24 protein-coding genes are annotated in these 20,958 nt (G+C 32.6%); 7 read left to right on the forward strand and 17 right to left on the reverse strand.

The genetic code is table 11. The annotated features are described in order from the left end of the window. Positions 1–201: 201 nt before the first annotated feature. Positions 202–600, forward strand: coding sequence for a hypothetical protein (locus C0J27_RS00435; protein ID WP_115585233.1), 399 nt, complete (start codon positions 202–204; stop codon positions 598–600). Between the two features lie 87 nt (positions 601–687). Here the strand turns inward: C0J27_RS00435 and C0J27_RS00440 are convergent, their stop codons facing one another. After that, positions 688–1,512 carry a pentapeptide repeat-containing protein gene (locus C0J27_RS00440; RefSeq protein ID WP_115585234.1) on the reverse strand — a complete coding sequence of 275 codons (825 nt, stop codon included), beginning with the start codon at positions 1,510–1,512 and terminating at the stop codon, positions 688–690. Positions 1,513–1,541: 29 nt separating this feature from the next. Next, positions 1,542–1,790, reverse strand: a complete 249-nt coding sequence (locus C0J27_RS00445; protein ID WP_115585235.1) for a hypothetical protein — start codon at positions 1,788–1,790, stop codon at positions 1,542–1,544. A gap of 133 nt (positions 1,791–1,923) precedes the next feature. Between C0J27_RS00445 and C0J27_RS00450 the strand changes: the two genes are divergently transcribed. Together C0J27_RS00450 and C0J27_RS00455 are read left to right on the forward strand one after the other, a co-directional pair. Beyond that, the gene (locus tag C0J27_RS00450; protein ID WP_115585236.1) at positions 1,924–4,377 is read left to right on the forward strand and encodes a S8 family peptidase; all 2,454 of its coding nucleotides are present in this window, start codon (positions 1,924–1,926) and stop codon (positions 4,375–4,377) included. A 307-nt stretch (positions 4,378–4,684) separates the two neighbouring features. After that, entirely contained in the window at positions 4,685–5,809 is a 1,125-nt protein-coding gene (locus tag C0J27_RS00455; protein WP_115585237.1) for a hypothetical protein, read from the forward strand. Between the two features lie 209 nt (positions 5,810–6,018). Here C0J27_RS00455 and C0J27_RS00460 read toward each other — a convergent pair whose 3' ends face one another. From C0J27_RS00460 to C0J27_RS00475, 4 genes are all read right to left on the reverse strand, one after another. After that, entirely contained in the window at positions 6,019–6,507 is a 489-nt protein-coding gene (locus C0J27_RS00460; protein WP_115585238.1) for a hypothetical protein, read from the reverse strand. A gap of 22 nt (positions 6,508–6,529) precedes the next feature. Further along, a complete protein-coding gene (locus tag C0J27_RS00465; RefSeq protein ID WP_115585239.1) occupies positions 6,530–7,024 on the reverse strand; it encodes a hypothetical protein in 495 nt (164 codons plus the stop codon). A gap of 137 nt (positions 7,025–7,161) precedes the next feature. Further along, entirely contained in the window at positions 7,162–7,647 is a 486-nt protein-coding gene (locus C0J27_RS00470) for a hypothetical protein (protein WP_115585240.1), read from the reverse strand. A gap of 118 nt (positions 7,648–7,765) precedes the next feature. Then, positions 7,766–8,275 carry a crossover junction endodeoxyribonuclease RuvC gene (locus C0J27_RS00475; protein ID WP_115585241.1) on the reverse strand — a complete coding sequence of 170 codons (510 nt, stop codon included), beginning with the start codon at positions 8,273–8,275 and terminating at the stop codon, positions 7,766–7,768. A gap of 158 nt (positions 8,276–8,433) precedes the next feature. Between C0J27_RS00475 and C0J27_RS00480 the strand changes: the two genes are divergently transcribed. Next, positions 8,434–8,664 (forward strand): hypothetical protein, encoded by a 231-nt coding sequence (locus C0J27_RS00480; RefSeq protein WP_115585242.1) that lies wholly within the window; start codon positions 8,434–8,436, stop codon positions 8,662–8,664. A 454-nt stretch (positions 8,665–9,118) separates the two neighbouring features. Here C0J27_RS00480 and dnaB read toward each other — a convergent pair whose 3' ends face one another. The 7 genes from dnaB to C0J27_RS00515 all read right to left on the reverse strand — a co-directional run bounded on the left by dnaB (position 9,119) and on the right by C0J27_RS00515 (position 12,443). Further along, positions 9,119–10,528: a replicative DNA helicase gene (dnaB, locus tag C0J27_RS00485; RefSeq protein ID WP_115585243.1), complete on the reverse strand. Its 1,410-nt coding sequence runs from the start codon at positions 10,526–10,528 to the stop codon at positions 9,119–9,121. Positions 10,529–10,535: 7 nt separating this feature from the next. Beyond that, the gene (gene rplI, locus C0J27_RS00490; protein ID WP_115585244.1) at positions 10,536–10,976 is read right to left on the reverse strand and encodes a 50S ribosomal protein L9; all 441 of its coding nucleotides are present in this window, start codon (positions 10,974–10,976) and stop codon (positions 10,536–10,538) included. A 194-nt stretch (positions 10,977–11,170) separates the two neighbouring features. Then, positions 11,171–11,356 (reverse strand): hypothetical protein, encoded by a 186-nt coding sequence (locus tag C0J27_RS00495; RefSeq protein ID WP_115585245.1) that lies wholly within the window; start codon positions 11,354–11,356, stop codon positions 11,171–11,173. 1 nt (position 11,357) lies between these two features. After that, positions 11,358–11,606 carry a hypothetical protein gene (locus C0J27_RS00500; RefSeq protein ID WP_115585246.1) on the reverse strand — a complete coding sequence of 83 codons (249 nt, stop codon included), beginning with the start codon at positions 11,604–11,606 and terminating at the stop codon, positions 11,358–11,360. 21 nt (positions 11,607–11,627) lie between these two features. Further along, on the reverse strand, positions 11,628–11,843 hold the full coding sequence (locus C0J27_RS00505) for a hypothetical protein (protein ID WP_115585247.1): 216 nt from the start codon (positions 11,841–11,843) through the stop codon (positions 11,628–11,630). Positions 11,844–11,858: 15 nt separating this feature from the next. Beyond that, complete coding sequence (locus C0J27_RS00510) at positions 11,859–12,125, reverse strand: hypothetical protein (RefSeq protein ID WP_115585248.1); 267 nt, start codon at positions 12,123–12,125, stop codon at positions 11,859–11,861. A 69-nt stretch (positions 12,126–12,194) separates the two neighbouring features. Beyond that, on the reverse strand, positions 12,195–12,443 hold the full coding sequence (locus tag C0J27_RS00515) for a hypothetical protein (protein WP_115585249.1): 249 nt from the start codon (positions 12,441–12,443) through the stop codon (positions 12,195–12,197). A gap of 180 nt (positions 12,444–12,623) precedes the next feature. On the opposite strand from C0J27_RS00515, the gene C0J27_RS00520 reads away from it, so the two are divergent. Both C0J27_RS00520 and C0J27_RS00525 read left to right on the forward strand, forming a co-directional pair. Continuing rightward, positions 12,624–13,397: a pentapeptide repeat-containing protein gene (locus tag C0J27_RS00520; RefSeq protein ID WP_162801690.1), complete on the forward strand. Its 774-nt coding sequence runs from the start codon at positions 12,624–12,626 to the stop codon at positions 13,395–13,397. 236 nt (positions 13,398–13,633) lie between these two features. Continuing rightward, positions 13,634–14,137 carry a hypothetical protein gene (locus tag C0J27_RS00525; RefSeq protein WP_115585251.1) on the forward strand — a complete coding sequence of 168 codons (504 nt, stop codon included), beginning with the start codon at positions 13,634–13,636 and terminating at the stop codon, positions 14,135–14,137. A 154-nt stretch (positions 14,138–14,291) separates the two neighbouring features. Here C0J27_RS00525 and C0J27_RS00530 read toward each other — a convergent pair whose 3' ends face one another. Beyond that, positions 14,292–15,167, reverse strand: a complete 876-nt coding sequence (locus C0J27_RS00530) for a M48 family metalloprotease (RefSeq protein ID WP_115585252.1) — start codon at positions 15,165–15,167, stop codon at positions 14,292–14,294. A gap of 821 nt (positions 15,168–15,988) precedes the next feature. Between C0J27_RS00530 and C0J27_RS00540 the strand changes: the two genes are divergently transcribed. Continuing rightward, positions 15,989–17,860, forward strand: a complete 1,872-nt coding sequence (locus tag C0J27_RS00540; RefSeq protein ID WP_115585254.1) for a P-loop NTPase family protein — start codon at positions 15,989–15,991, stop codon at positions 17,858–17,860. Between the two features lie 1,664 nt (positions 17,861–19,524). On the opposite strand, the gene C0J27_RS00545 is transcribed toward C0J27_RS00540, so the two are convergent. The 3 genes from C0J27_RS00545 to C0J27_RS00555 all read right to left on the reverse strand — a co-directional run bounded on the left by C0J27_RS00545 (position 19,525) and on the right by C0J27_RS00555 (position 20,745). Continuing rightward, positions 19,525–19,812: a hypothetical protein gene (locus tag C0J27_RS00545; protein WP_115585255.1), complete on the reverse strand. Its 288-nt coding sequence runs from the start codon at positions 19,810–19,812 to the stop codon at positions 19,525–19,527. A gap of 67 nt (positions 19,813–19,879) precedes the next feature. Further along, positions 19,880–20,293 (reverse strand): hypothetical protein, encoded by a 414-nt coding sequence (locus C0J27_RS00550; RefSeq protein ID WP_115585256.1) that lies wholly within the window; start codon positions 20,291–20,293, stop codon positions 19,880–19,882. A 17-nt stretch (positions 20,294–20,310) separates the two neighbouring features. Continuing rightward, positions 20,311–20,745 carry a hypothetical protein gene (locus C0J27_RS00555; protein WP_115585257.1) on the reverse strand — a complete coding sequence of 145 codons (435 nt, stop codon included), beginning with the start codon at positions 20,743–20,745 and terminating at the stop codon, positions 20,311–20,313. Between the last annotated feature and the right edge of the window lie 213 nt (positions 20,746–20,958).

Here is a 20,958-nt window from a genome sequence, read left to right on the forward strand (position 1 = left end):
TCTTATCTGTAACATGTAATCGTTTAATTAGGCTTCATTACTACTCTCCTTTTTTCCATCCGTTATTTTGCAAAAAATAGCGGATGGATTTTTTTTACTCATTTTTACATATATTATTACAAACATTGATTTGAAAAATATCCAATTGATATAATCAGCACAAGGTAATACAATATCAAAATAATATATAAAGGAAATCTAATGAAAAATATAATTACAACAATTTCACTATCAACTTTAGTTTTGTTTACAATACATCTAAATATAATAGCGAAAGGTATTAATCAATTTCCTACGGAAAATTTAATGCATTCTCCCTATAACGTCTCACCTCAGCATCCTTCAATCGATACAAGAATTAAGGTAGTAGATATTGCTAAAAACACGTTTATTGCGGCTGGAGTAATAAATGCTAATAACGGAAAACCAAATTATGCAAAACAAGCACCAGTAGATAAAAAAACAAATGAATATATTTTCAACTCAAATACCTATTATGCTGTTATTACAAAAAATGGCTATGATTTTACTTCTCAGCACATAGGGACTGATTTTATTGGTTATTCAACTTGGAATGCTAGAAAAAATATAATTAGTTAGATTACTTAGGCTGTGTGAATCAAATTTAAAAAGGGAAGAGGTCAAATGATATCATTTGACCTCTTCCCTTTTTAATGGTTATTTAGTTTATTTGACTAAAACCATGCTAGCTTTTTGTGCTGGTGTCATTGTTGCTGGAAGTTTTGTGTTAGCATTATATTTAGCACCGGTAAATATAGCACCGGTAACATCAGCCCCTGTTAGATCAGCCCCTGTTAGATCTGCATCTGAAAAGTCAGCATTTGTACAATCAGTAGGGAAAGAATAAATATCCCAGTATGATGTTAACATAATTACATTTTGCAACTGAGCGTTTTTAAAATTAGTAGCTATGAAGTTTGATGATGTCATCTTTGCGCCTTGTGCTTTTATACTGCTCAAGTCATCACCCGAATAATCTCCCCATGACATATCTGCTTCTACAAGTGTTGTTCCTCTAAAGATAGCAGTCTGATTTGAAAAATTCATTTGAGTAAATATAGCTTTTGTTGCATTTGCATCTGAAAAATCAACAGTCTTTGTAAATGTAGTTTTATCATTCATAATAATACCAGAAATATTTTTACCTTTAAAGTAGTAAAAATCTAAATCCTGACCGCTTAAATCCATACCAGGAGTAGCAATTCTTATCATGCTATTTTTTTGCTGAGCAGTCAGTGTTGTTGGTAATTTTGTATTTTCATCATATAAAACGCCATCTAAAATAAACATTGATAAATCAGCTGTAGCAAGATCTGCTCCAGATAAATCAGCATGTACTCCATTATAATGAGATGGACTTATATCAAATTGAACTGGATCTTCGTCTGTTGATGTACCATCGTCATTTTTTGTAGTGCTATCCATAATTATATTTTGTAAATTAGGCTGACTAAAACGATATTTATTTAATTTTTTTCCACGCAAATCCATTCCAGCAGTAACTTCTGTTTTTGCAGCTTCTATTTTTGCAGCTGCGGCATCTTGTCTTGCTTGCTCTTCAGCTGTAAGATTTTCTTTTTATCTTCTTTTTTATCTTCTTTTTTTTGAGTTTTGTCTGCGGCTTTGTCAGTTTTTACTTCAGTTACTTTTTCATCTTTTTTTTCGACTATGTCATCTTTTTTTCCGACTACGTCATCTCTTTTATCTTTTAATTTAGCATAAAGATCGCCCATAGAAATTAAACACAATAGCATCATAAACTTTTTCATAAAAATCCCTTTTTTTGGTAACATTGATTTTTTTCTTCAATTGATACTAGCAACTGACGCTAAAAAATATCAATGGTTGCAATAAAGATTGTTGTTTTATAGACTGTAAACAATCTATAAAAAGGAAATTTTAATGAAACTTACTAGTAAAAAAATTATAGCTTTTTTGTATCTTGTATATTTTAGCCCTTGCTTGTTGAGCGGTGTATTGATTGATGCTCACCAAGAAAAAAATAAAATTAAGCAATCAGATGATGCAAGTCAACATCATGTTATCTGTTCGTATACACAACAACCTTCATCACAAGAACAGCGTGATGAGTTAAATCAAAAAGTTCACAAAGCGACCTATAAAATTAAACAATATTGTAAAAATAATTTTAACCAACCCCTTGATACAAATGAGACGTATCAACATCGTCAAGATTCAGTCTTTATCATTAACATTCATTATGATCACGGGTCATGGACATTATACAAACCGTCATTTATTTGTTATGAAGACTTTGTTACGCAAGCTGAAAAAATTTATAAAGAGTATGGACTCGATGTTATCTGCGAAAAAGAAGTACCTATAAAAATTTTAGCGATGCCTTCCGGGTTTGATGGAGAATATTTAACACTCAAAGATTTTGAGACCTATAAAAAACAGACCGATGAAGAAATCCAAAAAAAAATAGAATCGCTAAAAAAAGAATCTTCTGAAAAAAATGATGTTACTGCAGAGATTGCGCAACTTAAAAAAATTAAAGACATGAATGACTATTTCTTTTGGCATTTACAAATTCCTACAACTGGCTTACTTGCAAGTGAGCAGTACGATGCCCTTGGTATTGAGTATCGACCAGTTGCTTGGAATTTTTTGTTATGGGATTTAGCACCAAAAAAAGGTAAGGGTGCGCAAGTTGCTATTATCGATACTGGTACTTCCGCGTTTGATATAAAAGAACCAGAATTTTCGGGCTTGTACAAAAAAAATGTTAATATTACCTCATCATGCGATTTGCAAAGTTATGGATACAATCTTGTCAGTGAAAATGGTCTTGATCCTATTCGACAAATCGCTATTAACTTTGGTCATTATTGTGATCATAAAAAATTTGATATCGATGCACTTATGCAAAAACTTCCTATATGGATTAAAAATTACATAAAAAACGAAGACAAGTCTCAGATCGAGCAATATTTTATCAAACACACCAAAAAAAGCTCATTAGACGAATCAGGTACAAAGCTCAATAAAAGAGGTGAGAGATTCCTAGAAGATTTGTTACATGGAAAATATGGAATCGCTCCAAAAGGCTCAAAATCTTTCTTTACTGTCATTAATCTTGATAAACCATATAGCCAAAATGCTCTATTAGAAACATTGCCGGCACCAAAAATTATTGGTAATAAAGATACGTTTGCTGCAGGTCATGGAACTTTTACTCAGGGAATTATTAATGCGCAGCATTATAACTCTCAGGGAATTGTTGGCATTGCACCTGACGCACATGTAACAATGATTAAAGCTTTTCATGATTCTGGGACGACCAACAAAACAACGCTGAATGCTGCGCTTGAACGAGCAATCACCTTAAAATCTTCAATCGTCAGCATGAGCCTAAAAATTACTGATACGATTAGTGAGACCCAAGACGCTACCTTAAAAAAATTAATCGATTCGATCGATTATGTTGTTGCTGCATCGGGTAATGATGGTGATGACCCAGCTTTAAAAAATAAAGAAGCATATCCTGCAAAGTTTGAAAGTGTCGCTTTTGATGTTGGCGCTTTTAAATATGATGATGGAAATTATAGCATCTGTTCATTCACTCAAAAAGAATTAAACATTGGACCAAAGTTTTTAGCTCCAGGGTATGATCTTTTTAGTTCAACATTAACGCCAGGACAAACAAGTGACTCTATGTATGCATTTATGTCAGGTACCTCAGTTGCAGTTCCTGTGGTTACTGGATTTTTAGCATTAGCTCTTGCTGAGTTTCAACATGATTTTACCCGTGAAGAAATTTTAAAAGTTATTTATAAATTTTCTATCAAGCTGCATAAAAATTGGGATCAAGATGTTATTCTTGGAACAATTGATATGCGAAGTTCGTTGTTATGTTTACATGCACTCAAAGCTTTACAAACAAAACTAACAAAAAAGAAATCTGCATTACATTATTCGTATGCTGAAAATTTTGATAATTTAGTTCAAGCTATTTACACCATAAACTATTACCCAACGCAATGGTATGAAAAAAAATCTGGATATTCTTTTGTACAAGATTTTGCACATTACAATAAAGCTGCTCAGGCAGAAATAAAAAATAGTGAAAAGAATCAAACAGGATTATGCAGACCTGTAAAAAATAAATCTGCTCACGTAAACCTTAATTCTGTTGTTACCTGTATGGTTGATACTATTATTTCTGTACTTACTACAAAGTCAGCAGAAAAGACATCGATGAAAAATATTCCACAAGATTTATCTGATTCATTGTCTACAATTCTATCAACTCAAAATATAAATATTTTTGATCAAGCATCGGCACCATGTATAACAAGAATTAATGCTGGACTTGCACCAAAGAAAAAATAAAAATTTAAAATTTTTTTACATAAAAAGGCATAACGTAGCCGGCAGCCACCACTGTTTGCCAAGATGAGTAAAGCGATATCGTAGGTTTTTTGCACATGTATATTTGGTTCACACAACTCAGAAAAATTACAATGAGGACGATTAATCTGTTTGAAATTAAAATAAGAACCCAGTATGAATTTAAAAATTAAAAAACCAATGAATATCAATTATAAAGAATTTTTTTAATTTTACTTACAAACACAAGAGCCTCTTGTGAAAAATTTCATATAAAAGATATAAAAAAATAGTAAAAAAAGGTAGGTTTATGAAATTACTATACCATTTGATACCATGCATAGTATTCATGATTAATTCATTGTATAGTTATGAAGAATTTATATACCCAGTTGCACACGACGACGATCTTAAACAAATTGTATTTTTGCATCAAAAATCTTTAGATACGATTGAATTACTGTTTTATGATCAAGCAAGCCAGATTATAACTCAGCAACTTTCTTCATTTTGTATTCCTGCAAATTTTCGTATGCTTCCAACAAAAAATGGATTTAGTTTTATCGACCAGGGGTTTATTAAAATTAAATATTTTAACAAACGATCAGCCCAAACAATTTTGATGTATGAACCGATAAGTTTTATTTCATCCATGAATTGGATTGACGAAGAAACGTTTTATTTTACAGCACGCCAAGGCGACTATTATCAGACCTTTCAGGGTAATACAAACTCAGAGTTGCAAAGATTAAGTTACCAACCAGTCGATACGTTATATCCTAACAAAATTGGTAATAGTTTATATGCTATTAAACGTGATGCTGATCATCAATGCAAAATCACCATGCAACCATGGAATCCGATAGACTTTAAGCAACGCCACAATGACATCCAACCAGAAACTGTTATGGTGCAACTTTCAAACAAACCACTTTGTTTTTTAAAGATGATTTCTGACCAGAAAGGGTTTTACTTACAAGCTCCTGAAATTAAAAAAAACTACCATGAAGTGTATACGTTTGTTTGTCATCATCTAGTGCAAGCAGCTGATAGCACGTGGAAATCAGATGAACTTTTTAGTTTTAATATTCCGGTAAAATATCTTCATGGACCAGAGAGATTGTATGAATCGATAGAACCATTTTTGCCAAATTATACGGTACAAGATTTTGTGTATTATGTAGATTTTAATGAAACTGAAAATCGATTTGAATTATTAGAATTTCACATAGTAACAAAAACAACAAAAAATTTAACTGACGATTTTATGAAAAAAAATTGCTTGCAGCAACAAAAAATATTTGCGCCTCAGATTTTTGATGAAACAATTTATTGTGGAATTATTATTGAACAGACAAAAAACAGCATAGACACGCAGAATAATTTTATAAATTCAATGACGCTTTATAATACAAATTTAAAAGTGTTACCATAATATGCATTATCGGACTAGTATGGATGAGTTGTTTTTTGCTGTATATACAAGCTTTCTGCGGTTAATTCTATAGATTTATATTATGAATTGCAATAGAAATAAAAAAACGCTGCTTGTTATTTTTCAGCTTTTTTTAACTAGGTTCTGTGAACCAAATTTTTACTATAGAGTTTTGCCCTGGGTTTTCTATGAAAACTTCGGATTTATATTTATAAAATTATTTCTTGTATGTTTTTATTGAGTGTAAAAATCGTCCACGTTGTTTTATCCTTAAAATCTTGTCCTGCATGCCAATCAGAAATTCGTCGCAATTTTCCATCAGCATCTTGTCCTGCAACACAATAATAAAGTATCTTGTCACCATAATCACATGATGTTTGCAGCTCATACAAATTCTTTGCCACTGCTGTAGCCAAAGAAAAATTCCCATCGACAATTGCATCAACTTGTAAAATAATATACGGATCGATAGCACCAACAACATGAATCAATGAACTTTTTTTTACACTCGATTCATATTCCTGAACAAAATCATCTAATGTTTCTTGATTTGTTTTTTCATTTGAATTGTTATCTGAATCTATCAATAGATTGATACTATCTGACTCAAAGTTTTTATCGACACGATCTGATGACGCATGAGTAAAACAATGACTCATAAAGAGTATTATGAATATTTTGAATATATTGTGTACCATGCAAAACCCTTTCAATTTATTTTTATTCTATGGAATCATCATTTCGATCTACCATATTAATATTCCATGTTGTTTTATTTTTAAAATCTCTTCCACTGTGCACCCGCGAAGCAGGATTAAATTTTTTATCAGAATTCAATTTTGCAACGCAATAAAGAACTGGGTCAAAAGAGTTACCGGATGTTTGTAGCAAATATGTATTGCATGCCCCATCTAATTTGTGGAGTCTAACAGGAGTCCATGATTGTTTTTTATATGAAAAAAACAAATTATCATCACCTTGCTCATTGCTTAAAAATTCATATCGTTTTTCATACAGGCAAAAAGTTCCTTTTCCAACTATTTTAATTGGAGTAAATTGAAGAGCTGATGATTCTTCAGATTCTATAGATTTTAAGGGTTCTTGCAAATCTGATATTTTTGTTTTTTTACTCGACTGCTGTTCTTCTTGCAACGAAGATTGCAGACTAGCATTAATCAGAACTAAAGAAAAAATTATAATTAAATTTTTATTCATACGGCACCATGTTATTTTTTTTAATTTCAAAGTGAAATAATTATAACAGATACCTGACTAAAATAACAATACTACGCAAAAGAGAGCACCTTGCGTAGGCACTCTCTTTTTTAAAAATCGACATGAAATTTTATTTTTTATAATTGATCGTACATGACAAAAATAACAGGCATTCTTTCTTGAGCATAATACATCGTAAAAATATTTTGTAAATGAATAGCATAATCCACACTGAGCAATTGTGAAAATTCAACCCAGACAAAATCAAAACATGTATGCACCATAAAAAAATCTTCTAAGTCTGCTATGATATTATCGGTCATCAAACCTTGATTTTTAATGTCACGTAAAATGTCATATACTTTTGTATCAACACCATTTTCATGAGTTATAATACCAATATTTTGATAATATTTTAATGAACCTACAACAGATTCTAATATTTTTCTACCAGTCGCAACATTAGTAGTCTTAATAGTATGCACGCCACATGTTAAAAATATTTCTTGAAGATGTAAAACATCTTGCTCAGATAAATCAAAATTAAATATTTGCATCTCATCGTTGTTATGAACAAGATTATCATAATTCTTATCAAATGATGGTGTTGCTATGTCTGCCATAAATCCCCCATATTTCAACTTCAATAGAAGCTGGGACTGTCAATTTACTATAAGTGAATTGATAATACTATAATTCACTGAGCAGAAACAATAGATGAGAAAAATAAATACAATATAGTTACAAATGTTTGCGTTCTGACTGCCACAAGCCACACAACGATATAGCAATAGCATCAGTCACATCTTCTTTTAATGGTTTTGGAATCTGCGGAAAAAGCATAGATAACACTTGAGCAACCTGCTCTTTGGTTGCAGCTCCGTAGCCAGTGACATTTTGTTTTACTTCTCGCGGCGCAAATTCACAAATAGCAAGACCATGTTGCTGGGCTAATAAATATAATATTCCACGAAGGTAGCCAAGCTTTAAAAAAGTTTGAGCATTCTTACCAAGAAAGGGAGTTTCTAATGAAATAACGGTAACACCGTGTAATTTTATTTTTTCTGTAAAAAGATCATGAAATATTCCTACTTTCACGCTCAGTGATTGAGCAGCAGACATTTTTAAAAATCCATGATCAAGCAAAGTAATCTGATTTTTATTTTTTAAACCAGCTGTCAGGCCTGACTGTTTTTTTAAAATTGAATACCCTGTTACTGAAAAACCTGGGTCGATTCCTAAGATTACCATGTGCACTCTTTTTTTCTAGAAGTTATTACTGATCAACAGATTAGAGCTTTCTATTTTTTTTGCAACTTATGATCTGTACATTTTTATTGATTATTAAGATGCTGTACTTGCTATACTCAATAAATGGTAGAGTGTCATATTACATTAAGGAGATACGTATGAAAAGTTTGATGAATAAATTAGCAATGGTTGCAGTCGTAGTAGCATTGGTAATTGTAGGTTACATGATTGTACAACGTCAAGGAGCTGTGCAAGGTGTTAAAATTCAAGGAAAATTAAAAGATAAAGCTGGAAATAAAGCTGATAGTAATAAAAAAGACTCTGGAAATGATTGTACACTTGATGCACAATGCAAATCTGGCTCTTGCGTAGATAGTTTTTGTAGTTAAAAATTACAAAAAAGGAGTGATGTAGGTCACTCCTTTTTTTGCTTATGTTTTTTATGAAATTAGGTCAATTTGCTTGCCTGGGTGCAGCTGATGTAATCTTTTTTTACTAAAAAAAGTATAATAGCCAACTCTATACATTTTTGCCAAGCTGAGCCAGCGATATTGTAGATTTTTATGAACATGTACATTTGGTTCTCACGGCATAGTTTTTGGGCATAAAAAAAGAAGCCATCTGCGAACAGACGGCTTCCTTTGCTTTCATACTGATTTAATTGTAACAAATTGTCACAAAAAATCAATTAAATTTTTCAGCTACATGATTTTTTTGAGCATTTGCATCACAACAACTTCATGGCAACAATTATTACGCGGTGACACATCTATAGGAACAAGCCCCAATCGTTTTTCATAATAAGATTTTATAAGCTTATTTTTTTAACATCATCATTATTTTTTAATAATGAGAATCTTCACTATTTCCAGCGGATTCAAATTTTGTTAACTCACGAATAAATTGAAGTGGCACAGTCCCGGTAGGTCCGTTACGCTGTTTACCAATGATCAGTTCTGCTGATGCAGGATTTTCTGTTTCTGGGTTATACACAATATCACGATACATAAACATAATAACGTCAGCATCCTGCTCGATCGCTCCAGATTCACGAAGATCTGATAGCATTGGTCGTTTATCCATACGAGAGTCAACGGCACGAGATAGCTGTGATAATGCGATGATTGGCACACCAAGTTCTTTTGCAAGACCTTTTAATGCACGTGAAATTTCAGAAACCTCTTGATGTCTATTTTCATGTTTTTTATTAGAGTGCAATAACTGTAAATAATCGACAATCAACATATCAACATCACTTTTTGCTTTCAGCTTACGAGCCTTTGCACGTAACTCCATAATGCTAATACCTGCGGTATCATCAATAAAGAATTTCATCTGAGCTAAGTCAGCTGCAACGTGCGTCAGTTCAATCCACTCTTCAGAAGATATCGTCGCATTACGAATAGCTTGGTGATTAATACCCGACTCGGTCGAAAGCAAACGCAGGGTTAACTGCTCTGCTGACATCTCAAGTGAAAAGAATCCGACTGACATTTTATTCTTTGCAGCATTAACGGCTAAGTTTAAAGCAAATGCGGTTTTACCCATAGAAGGACGAGCTGCTAAAATAACAAGATCACCTTTTTGAAAACCAGATGTCATGTTGTCAAGTTGTTCAAACGAACTACTTACGCCCGTAACACCTTTGCTGGTACTTTTGATCGATGATAAATGTTGAAACGTTTTACGTAACCAAATATCAAGCTGCACAAAATCTTTATTTGATGTTCGACTTGAAACTTCAAATATCTTACGTTCTGCATCATCAATAATAGATTCGATATCTTTATCTGACTGATTATAACAGTCGGTGATAATGCCAACTGATGAATTAATTAACGAACGTAGTGTTGCTTTGCTTTTAACAATTTCAGCATGCTGTTCGATTAATCCAACTGCAGGAATATCTTCTTGAAGCCCAACTAAGTAAATAACGCCACCAGCAACGCTCATCTCTTTTTGAGCTTCAAGTTGATGTTGAAGTGTAATCATGTCTATACGCTGGCTATTACTTGCAAGTGTAGCAATCGCTTGGTAAATAGCTCGGTGCGCAGGCATATAAAAATCTGCAGGCATCAAAATCTCTGCAATTGAATGATAACATTCATCATTAAGTAAAATTGCTCCCAAAATAGCGCGTTCAGCGTCCACATTGGATGGCAATGACTTACCAAGCATCGATTCAACTGGTTTAACCGTGTCTACTTGTTTTTTTTGATAGTTATTATTAAATGAAGGATTTTGTTGCGACATAAATTTTTTACGCTATGACTTGAAGAGTAAACTGTGTTTGAACTTTTGGAGATAATTTAATAGTAACCATAAACGTACCTTTTTCTTTGATAGCTTTTTCAAAGATTACTTGGTTTTTTTCAATGGTAATATTCTGTTCTTTTAACAAATCAACAACTTCTGTTGAGCTAATAGCTGCATACAGTTTATTGTTATCTTGTACTGTTTTTTTAATTTTTAATGATAATTTTGAAATCTCATCTGCAAGCAAACTTGCTGTTGAATCGATAATAGCTGCACGATTTTGTACATTACGAGCTTTTTCTTTGTATAAAGCTTCATTTTCTTTTGTTACTTCTACCGCAAGTTTATTTGGGAATAAAAAGTTTTTTGCATAACCGCTTGAAACCTTGATGATTTCGTTTTTTAAACCAACGTGTACAATGTTTTTTAATAGAAATACGTTCATGTTTTACCTTTTAAGAAAATTACATCATAACTTACTTATTAAAGTATAGCGCAAATAACAAATTAATTAAGATTTTTGGATAAAAGGTTTATGAAACATTAATTCTAAGAATAAGAGCGCATGTGTATGCGCTCTTATTGTATCTATCTGTAAAAATCTAGATTTACAAGACTCACCAATATGTATAGTATTATCTAGTATATGCCCATCTCTATATCTTTTATCTTTTTATCCAATTCCGCTGTTTTTTTATCTACTTGCGCTTTATGATTACTTTGCACAACTACAGTTGCACTATGCGTATGCAAGTAACGATTTACAAACACATATCCAGCGATTCCTAATGCAACACCTAAAGCGATGGTAATTAAATTTTTCATACTATTCTCCGAAAAGATGCATGCTTGAACCACTATCATCCACGCCCGAATGCCTATCATAAGAATGAATAGTTTCTTCTGGAGTATATTGATTGTATTGATTAATCGTTCCTTCCGGATTATAAGAATCTTTAACAGGTGTCTTCTGCACAACAACTATAGAACTATGAGTATGCAAGTAACGATTTACAACAACGTACCCTGCGATTCCTAATGCAACGCCTAAAGCGATGGTGATTAACTGTTTCATACTATTCTCCTTTATATATTATTATGCATATAGAAGATACTCATCAGGTTCCTGTAGAAGATACTCATCAGGTTCCTGTTGATCCCGCTGCTGCCACTCCAGCTGATATTCATTCTGCACATTCTGCCAATTCTGCACAACTACAGTTGCACTATGCGTAGTAAGATAACGATTTACAACAACGTACCCAGCGATTCCTAACGCAACGCCTAAAGCGATGGTAAGTAACAACTTCATACTATTCTCCTTTTTTTATTTTCTCTCTGCGCTATTCACTGCGTTTTCAGCATCTTTAGACGCATTTTGAGCTTTTTTAACTGTATTTTCATCATTATTATTTACGACTGCACGTCTTTGCACAACAACTGTTTCATCATGATTTTTATTATGATGTGATTCTTTAGCAGGCCCCATCTGCACAACGACAGTTGCACTATGCGTAGTAAGATAACGATTTACAACAACATATCCAGCGATTCCTAATGCAACACCTAAAGCGATGGTAATTAACTGTTTCATACTATTCTCCTTTATTAAAAACTACTTATAAACTATCCTTGGTGTACAAGAGTGCTTAAAATTTTATTTTTAAACAGCTGCTTTTACATCTTTTTCAGCTTGCTTTGTAAATTTATTTATTGATTTATTATCCCAAGAACTAGTTGTTCCATATTGAGTATTCGTTGATTCTGAACCATTATCATATCCATGATATATGCCGCTATCAATACCTTGTATTTTAACTGTAGCACTATGACTTGTGCAATATTCATTGACAACCATGTAGCCAGCAATTCCTAATGCAACGCCAATAGCGATCATAATTAAATTTTTCATACTATTCTCCTTTTTTTAGTTTTTTGATTCTGAATATAATTTACTATATACCCGTCAGGAAAATCAATGCTAATTGAATTAATTCAAAGCTTTCCCTTGATCATTGAAATCCATTCTGAAATAATGGTACGCTGTTTTTATAAAAAATTAGTACATTATTGTCATAAAATTTGGATACACATGAAAAAAATTTTAATAGCTTTTAGCCTATTTTCGACCACATTGGTATATTGTGATATTAATACATCAGTAATAAACCCAACTATAGATTCTGAGCTTATGCAAACAGCTAAGTTTTCAAAAAAAGATAATATACAAAATTTTTCAACGACAGGAATCTGTATAAATTGTGATCTATCAAATATAGATTTTCGTAAAATTATAAAAAAGCTCAAAGAAGAATATATTTCGATTGATCTGGAAAGTAGCGATGTCAATGGGTCTGATTTTTCAGTGATAGAATATGAAAATGAAAAAGTCTACGCTCATTTAGCAGGAGGCAATTTTAAAAATGGTAACTTGAGTAAAACTAATTTATCGTACGCTAACTTAACAAACGCTATTTTAACAAAGGCAGATTTATCTAACTCTAATTTATCGTATGCTAACTTAAGCGGAGCTAATCTTGCTGGCGCAGATTTAACAGGAGTCGACTTATCTTTTGCTAATTTAAGTGGGGCTAATCTAACGGGCGCTAACTTAACAGGTGCTAAATTAGTAGGCGCAAATTTAAATGGAGCTATTTTATCTAATAGCAATATCTCAAAAGCTAACTTTACCGACGCTGATTTAACTAATACAATCTTGAAAAATATCACTAAATTTCAAGGGGTTATTTTATCAGATAGAACTATTATTAATGGAACTGATTTTACTGGTACTAAGTTAACTCAAAATGAGGTAAAAAATGCTGACATGACATACGCAATTGGATACTACCCAACAAAGCAATAAGCCTTGATACATTTATGAGATTACAAGAGCCAAGGTCATGACCTTGGCTCTTGTTTTTTAACAGAATATAAACTGTAAATTCTCGGAGTTTTGGTAAAAATCATAAGATAAGAATTGAGTCATTTTAGTGAGGTTGCTGCACTTTACACTATATTTGTCATTAAATTATGTAAAACTGATTAAAAATTGCTTATAATATGCCTATATGAAAATTATTTGAAATAAAGAAAATTATAATGATAAAAAATTTCTTAATTATAGCTTGCATGGCGATAACGATTATATATCCATCAGAATATGAATCAGATGCAGAAACAGTTGTAGAAAAATTTGATATGAATCAATTTCACCAAGAGCAGAATATCTATGCATTTTTGCACCAACTCAACAATCAATATGCTCACTACCACACTCAAGAAGAAACGTTAAGAGAAAGCCCTCCTTATACATGTCCATCATGCATAATTGATCCTCTTACAATGCTGCGTAATGCATGCGCTGTTCCATCAGCGCAATGTGCAGAATCAAAATGTATTACAGCATCTGATTGTTGCTGCGAAAAAATTCTTTGCAATGTTGAAAAAACATACTTTAACCAAACAGTAACAAGTTGTTGCAAGCTAACATGCGCTACGCTCTGTGTACCTGTATGTAAGCATGTCGTTACACCTGATTGTATTCGATGTTTATGCTTTACGGCAGGATGTTACTGGTTGGATGCCAAAAAAGAATCAAAGTAGTTGTTATAAAGCAGCAAAACAAGTGTTGATATGGCACAAGTGATAGTGATTAGGTATACAACGTTACCTGTACGTAGCAAATAATCCAAGAGATACATAAAAAAAGAGCCAAAGTTTTTAGACCTCGGCTCTTTTTTATTTTTTAAAAACTCAGTTATTTTACGTGTGCAAGTTCTCGGCGAGCAATTTCTTTTTGCACAGCTATAAGACGAGATGCGCTTGACGGATGTGTAGAAGTTATTTCTACGAATTTTTGATATTTCAAAGGGGATATTTCTGAAATATTTGATTCAAAGGAGATATTTTTTTCAAAAAATTGCGCATAACCACGAAGTGCTGCTAGATCTGCATGCTTACAAACAAAAGCATCTGCCTGTATTTCGTTTTGACGGGAATCATAGAGTGCGGCTAAAGAACCAACTGTAGACATGGTAGAAAACAAACCAATTCGCCTTGGCATGCTTTTAGTTAAATTCCACAACGAACCGTACAAGTTTTTTGCCGATGGGGTTTGTGCAACTTTTTTCATATAATCTTGATAGCATATTTCTAAAGGGACAAGAGTTCCTAGCATAAAAAATAAAGATTTAATATTATGATTATGCTCAATATGCCCCGCTTCATGAAGCACAATTCCCTCAAATCCGGCAAGCTTTTCAATTTTAGCTTGAACCTCTGTATCATTTTCAGGCACTTGCTCAATAGTTATAAGATCATAAAAAGGAGCGTAAATTATATGATGATCCATATCGGCAGCCCAGATAATTCCAGATTTAAATTTCTTTTGATCAAGATGAGCTTCTGGATATTTCATTGCAAGATCTTTATACCACGCTAAAGAATGTGGGAAAATCTGAGCATCAATCGAATCTGCTTCTTTGTAGGTAGAATAATCATATGCTCTCTTTGTTAATGCAGCACCAGTTACAAGCGAAAACCCACTCAGCCGAGTTATAAACGATGCTTGGCATATCTGACCACCAAACAACAATGAACAGAGTACTATCATATTTTTTTGTAATTTCTGCATACATGTAATCTTTTTTAATTTACTGATAGGATATTTATTTTATTCATAATAACTTGCATTGCACAATCTGTCAAAAGAGTCGGGTTTTTATTTAAAATAAATAACATGGCATACAAGGCAAACTTGTCGTAATATACAAACAACATCGGGTTATCAGCAGCAAGAGTATTAAGCTCATGTAAAAATAGTATAAAAATTGTAGGCACTTTATTCAAAAATTTTTCTTTATAATGATAAAAAGAGGCACGAGATCAATACATACGACTTGTAAAATATGAGCGTAATACTATCATATTTTATACATGGCACATATAAAATACGATGAATACCAGATGCAAGGTAATAGCTAAAAAAGCTTGTTACCATGATATAATCAGGGGTGCACATCAATGAAACTGGTCAAAGCAGTCTGATTATGCAAACAAAAGGGACTGTATAATGAAGACACAAGTTACGCCTGAAAAGAGTCGTGCTACCCAACCCGCCACATTTTGGTCTTATTGGGTCTGACCTGCGCTTAAAAAAATCGATGAATAATCATTTGTTTACCTATCTAATACGCAATATATACATCGTAATAATCGCATGCGCAGACAACTCCCCTTTTCTATCATCATGTGTACATTTGTGTAGTGTGTGCGTACGTATCTGTATAGATATGCAGTCAGGCGTATAGGGGTCGTGTAGGCATAGGTCTAAAATGTCTTCCATAATAATCATAGAGATCTTTTACTACCTACCACTTTATTTTTAAACTATTTTGTTCAATACTAATGAAAGCAACGTAAATATTATTCATATATAACGAAAAGGTAATCCCTATGAATCATTTCTTTAAATCTCTTTTATTTACCCTTGCTATGCCTTGCTTTATCTCAGCTGGCGCCATGGGTGTACAAATGCAACCAGTATCTGTCCATGATATGTTCAAAGATCTTACCGAAGAGCAAATCGTTGCTTATATGGAAGAAGGACAACGTGAGATGGAACGTATCATGACCAAAGGAACTCCAGAAGAACAAGCTGAGTTCATGAGAATGATGGAAGATACTATGAAAAGTTTTTCACCAGAAGATTTTGAAGAGATTAATAAAATTGCTCAAATCGTAGAACCTTTGTTATTAGAAAAAGAAGCAGAAGCTTTTAAAGCGCAAGAAGCTAAAACAATTAAACCTGAGCCTATCAAAGAACCACGACAAGAGATGGTCTCTGGAGATTCTTCATTTGAATATATGCTGCATAGAATTAATAAAACGATCAATGGAATTTTATTAAAAGTAAAAAGTGATGTGACGTTAACATCAGTATTAAAACAGTGGGATAAGAAAGAAACATTTAACGAACTTGTTCGTTTACTCCAAGCTTTGAATAATAAAAACATTTTAGCGATATTAACATCCGCTAAGAATGATGATATTAAAAAGCTTAATGAGACCATAGAAAATTTTTCTAAACGCTTAGAAATAGAAAATAAGCAGTTTAACGTAGCAGATACGTTTGGTTTAGAAATTGATAAAGCAACATCAGATGCAAACGTACTGAAATTTAATAAAATATTAGAATTCTTCTCTGGTGCAACAGAGACATTATTACCAATGCTGACAAAATTCTTACAAGAATTTGAACCAGAGGCATTAAAATTAGCAAAAGAACATGATGACAAAGCAAAATCTTCATTAGATGCTGCAAAACAAATTGAAAAAATAAAACGTCCAATTGGTGCTTACACAGGTATAGATAATAATCCGTCGTATGGTTCATCTGCAAATTACAACCCTGCTCGCAATGATTACGCAGGCCAAAACTATACAAGCGCATCGCCACAAAGTCGCAGAGCTCAAAACAAAATGAACTATAATGGCGGCGCTGGTAATAGCCAAGGCGCTCCAAACTCTTCTTCTATGCCAGGCGCACCAGCAGCTCCTGCAGACAAAACCATCAAAAAAGAAGATCCAAAAGAGAAAAAGCCTGAAGACAAAAAAGCTGATGCATTAAAACCAGTCATCGATAAAATTGAACGATATGATGACATGTTTGATAATGCTTCTTACGATGAATATCGCAAAGCATTATCAAAAGCTGGCGATATTTATAAGCCATACGGCAAAGAGTTGCTTAATATCGATGATTTTAACAATAATTATAATCGCGAATCTATTACCAACCCTTATTTCAATGGACCAATATCACAACAAGAAAGAAGCTTGCGATCTTCATTGCAACCAAACTTACAAAAATATAACGAAAAATCAGCAGAATTTAAAAAAGCTACGCAAAGTGCTCATACCTATTACGGAACACTCAAAGCATTAATTGATGCAGCTCTACCAGATATCAAAGAGCTGAAATCAATTGTAGATGCAACTAGAACAAGTCTACCATCTCTCAACGTATCAGAGCTTGATAAGTTGAATAACTCACCTGCGCTTAAAAAACTAAAATCACGATTCCAATCGTATGAAGGTTTATTTAATAGCACCCAAAAAGAGTTACAAAATAAACACAAAGCTCATAAAATAGAAAAAGATAACGCAGAAGAAACAAAAGCGTACAACGAACTACAAGCAAAGGTAGAAAGTTTACACGGCCTTGATCGCGTTATACTTGACACTCGCGCATCATTTGATTTATTAGATCGAGCAATAAAAGCCGAAATCAAACGTAAAAAACGAGATGCTGGTAAAGTTAATTAACTTATATTACATCTATGATTATAAAGAGAAAGGGGTGCAATGCACCCCTTTCTCTTTATTTTTTATACAATAAAATTCCCATTTCTCTTCGCCCTGCCTTACAAAAAACGACTCACAGCATCAATCGGCTATACAGACTTTTTATTTTCTTCCCCCCCAAAAAAAATAAATACAATAAAAAATCATTAAAAAATTATTTATATGCAATCTTCATTTTTAACTCTTTTATAACTCTTTATAATTCTTTTTAAATCTTCCTTATTCCTTTTTTATTATTCCTTATTTATTATTCCTTAAAATTCTTTGTATTCAATTCTTTTCTTTGTATTTGAGAAATTATAATCCCCCCCCAGAACTCTTTCACCAGGGGGGATTATAATTTCTACTCCCCGGCGCAAAAAAAAATTTGGTAGCCTCAAAAATTAAACAATCATTGATAATATGCAAAAAAATCGCGTAAAAAAATACAATACAGCTCAATCAAAAAAGCAAAAAACAACCCTCTCAATCACCTATTTTCAATTAAAAATAAAAAATATAACCAATCAAAAAAAGTAAAATCACATAAAAAATCATCTATTATACGAAATCTCAACGCAAAAAAGAACAAATGATACAATTGCAATAAATTCTTTAAAAAACCCTGCACGCAAAATAATCATCAAAAAAAGAGTAAAAAGCTCCATACAAATTAATACCAGTAATCGCAGATGAGCGAAGCGATATCGTAGGTTTTTATCCATATGTAAATTTAGTTCACACAGCCTAAGTTCTGTAAAACAAATTTTCACCAGAGAATTTTGCCCTGCGATTTCTATAAAAACTCAGAGAATCAGAATGATCTGGATGCATAACAAACTCTTTTTTAAAATAAAAAAGAGTGACCTGGCCACCGCCAACCACACCTCAAGAGATAAGCTCAGCGATATGGCAAGCCTGTATCTTATTTTTTTAAATTTGGTCCACACAGCACAATATAATTAATGCTTGTATTATGCGAAATGCAGCGACAAAATCAAACAGCTTAACTTTATAAAATCTTCTTAATAAGACTCATATAGTAAAACAGAAAAACTAAAAAAATACTTTAAATAAAACACTTGCAACAGAATTAAAAAATAGAAAATAAATAAAGTTGATTTAATTTAAAATTGTTAACATAACTATATAAAAATTGTAAAAAATACTATTTCAAAGAAAAAAAGTGTCACTCACTCTAATTTTCTTGTTTTTTATTATTACAGTGCACGCAAAAACGCATTTTGTGCTTTAAACAAAGCCTTTTTATGCATGTGATTTTTTATAAAAACATACAATTATGCACATTTTGATAAAAATTTTAACTCAATTATCTTAAATAAAACTCTAGGCTGTGTGAACCAAATTTAAAAGTTGTGTACAATCCTACGATATCGCTTCGCTCATCTCCGGAAACATTGGTGGCGGCAGCCACGTTGCGCTTTTTTAGTTTAAAAAAAGAGTGCATCAGGCCCACTGGCCTGCAAATTCCCGGAGTTTTTGTAGAAAGCGTAGGGCGAAACTCTTTGGTAAAAATTTGGTTCACAAAACCTAGGATATTGTTCACACAGCTTGATATATAATTTCATGCAAAAAAGGGAAAGCCTACAAGCTCTCCCTTTTTTAATAATCATAGAAAAATATAACTATCTTTCATTATCAAAAGACATCCAAAAATCTTCGCATCGCTCAAGCAAATCTTGCTCCCAGCAATATTCTTTCTCTGACACTTGTAATTCACCTAGGTCAACAAACTGATCACACAACACTATCAAATCTTGAAACAAACTCGAATCGCGCTCACCAACCATAGTTGGAATCGGTCCCCACTCTTCACGAGCAAGTTCAGAATCAAAACTGTCCTGACTACAATAATGCACATGAGGCAAAAATATCAGCGTCACTGCTAACACAAAATTTTTATATATTTTCATACAACAACCCTGATTTTTATACAATTTTTTTACGACACAACCATCTACTTACAACATACAACATGCGCTAATTTTCAATTTTTTTAATAAACGAATCGAGCACGCAAACTGCAATAGCAGGTGCCATTAATTCTATAATTTTACATCTATCTACATGATCATACAAAACAAATAAAGGCTTTACTAAATCTAAAGGCTCTTTAATAGCTGATTCACGTTCCTCATATGATAAATAAGCAAGCTCCCAATGATAACCTTCTTCATCAGCTCTTTCTGTTGTTTCATAAATAAATTGTGCTAAATCTTGCAATTGAGGCAAAAAATTACATTGCTCAACAAAAATAGAAACATTCGTTTGAAAATTATAAATAGAATCTACAGTCTCACCATGCACAAGCCGCAAAGATCTCTCATGACTGCAAAACATTTGCTGTGATAGCACACATAATAAAAATATAGATAAAATTCTACACCTGTTCATACAATACCAATCTCCAGTTATTCAACCTCTTTTTCACCATCAAAATAAGATAATCCTAATGATGTATACATATCATCACCAGTGATAACTTTTTGATTAAAAAAATCTTGTCCATGATCTGACGCATTCATCGTAATTTCATCGGTATCAACCAAGCAATAATCTTCAATAACATCAAGACTTTCGCTTGTACAACTATGACAATTTTCTACTTCATCCAAATCCTGAAGATAGAAATAAATTTTTACCGCCTCACGAGAAATAAAAATATTCTCTAAATCATCTTCACATTGAGAATCAACGTCTTGAAATAATTTTTTTGATGAAACTCGTGCAACCAAGCCATGAGTCTGAAAACTTTCTGCTAGCTCAATTTCAGCATTTTGACTCGTAAAAATTGTATCTACAAAAGAAACACACGCGATTAAATTGAGGATTAATTTCGTCTGCATCACACCTCAAAACTTATGTATGATTAATAATTATAAAAAACAAGTTTAACCAATTGCATAATAAAATTCAATTAGTATACTTTTAAATAGATCGCATCAGAGTTATAGACAAACAAGAACTGCAACTATTCTCTCAAATAGTTCACCACAGTCTCCTATCGATCTCATACATGATGCGGCAAAAAAAATTGTCGCCAACGCAAAAAGGGCCCA

This window comes from Candidatus Chromulinivorax destructor (genome assembly GCF_003366055.1).
In the GTDB taxonomy this organism is placed as follows: Bacteria; Babelota; Babeliae; order Babelales; family Chromulinivoraceae; genus Chromulinivorax; species Chromulinivorax destructor.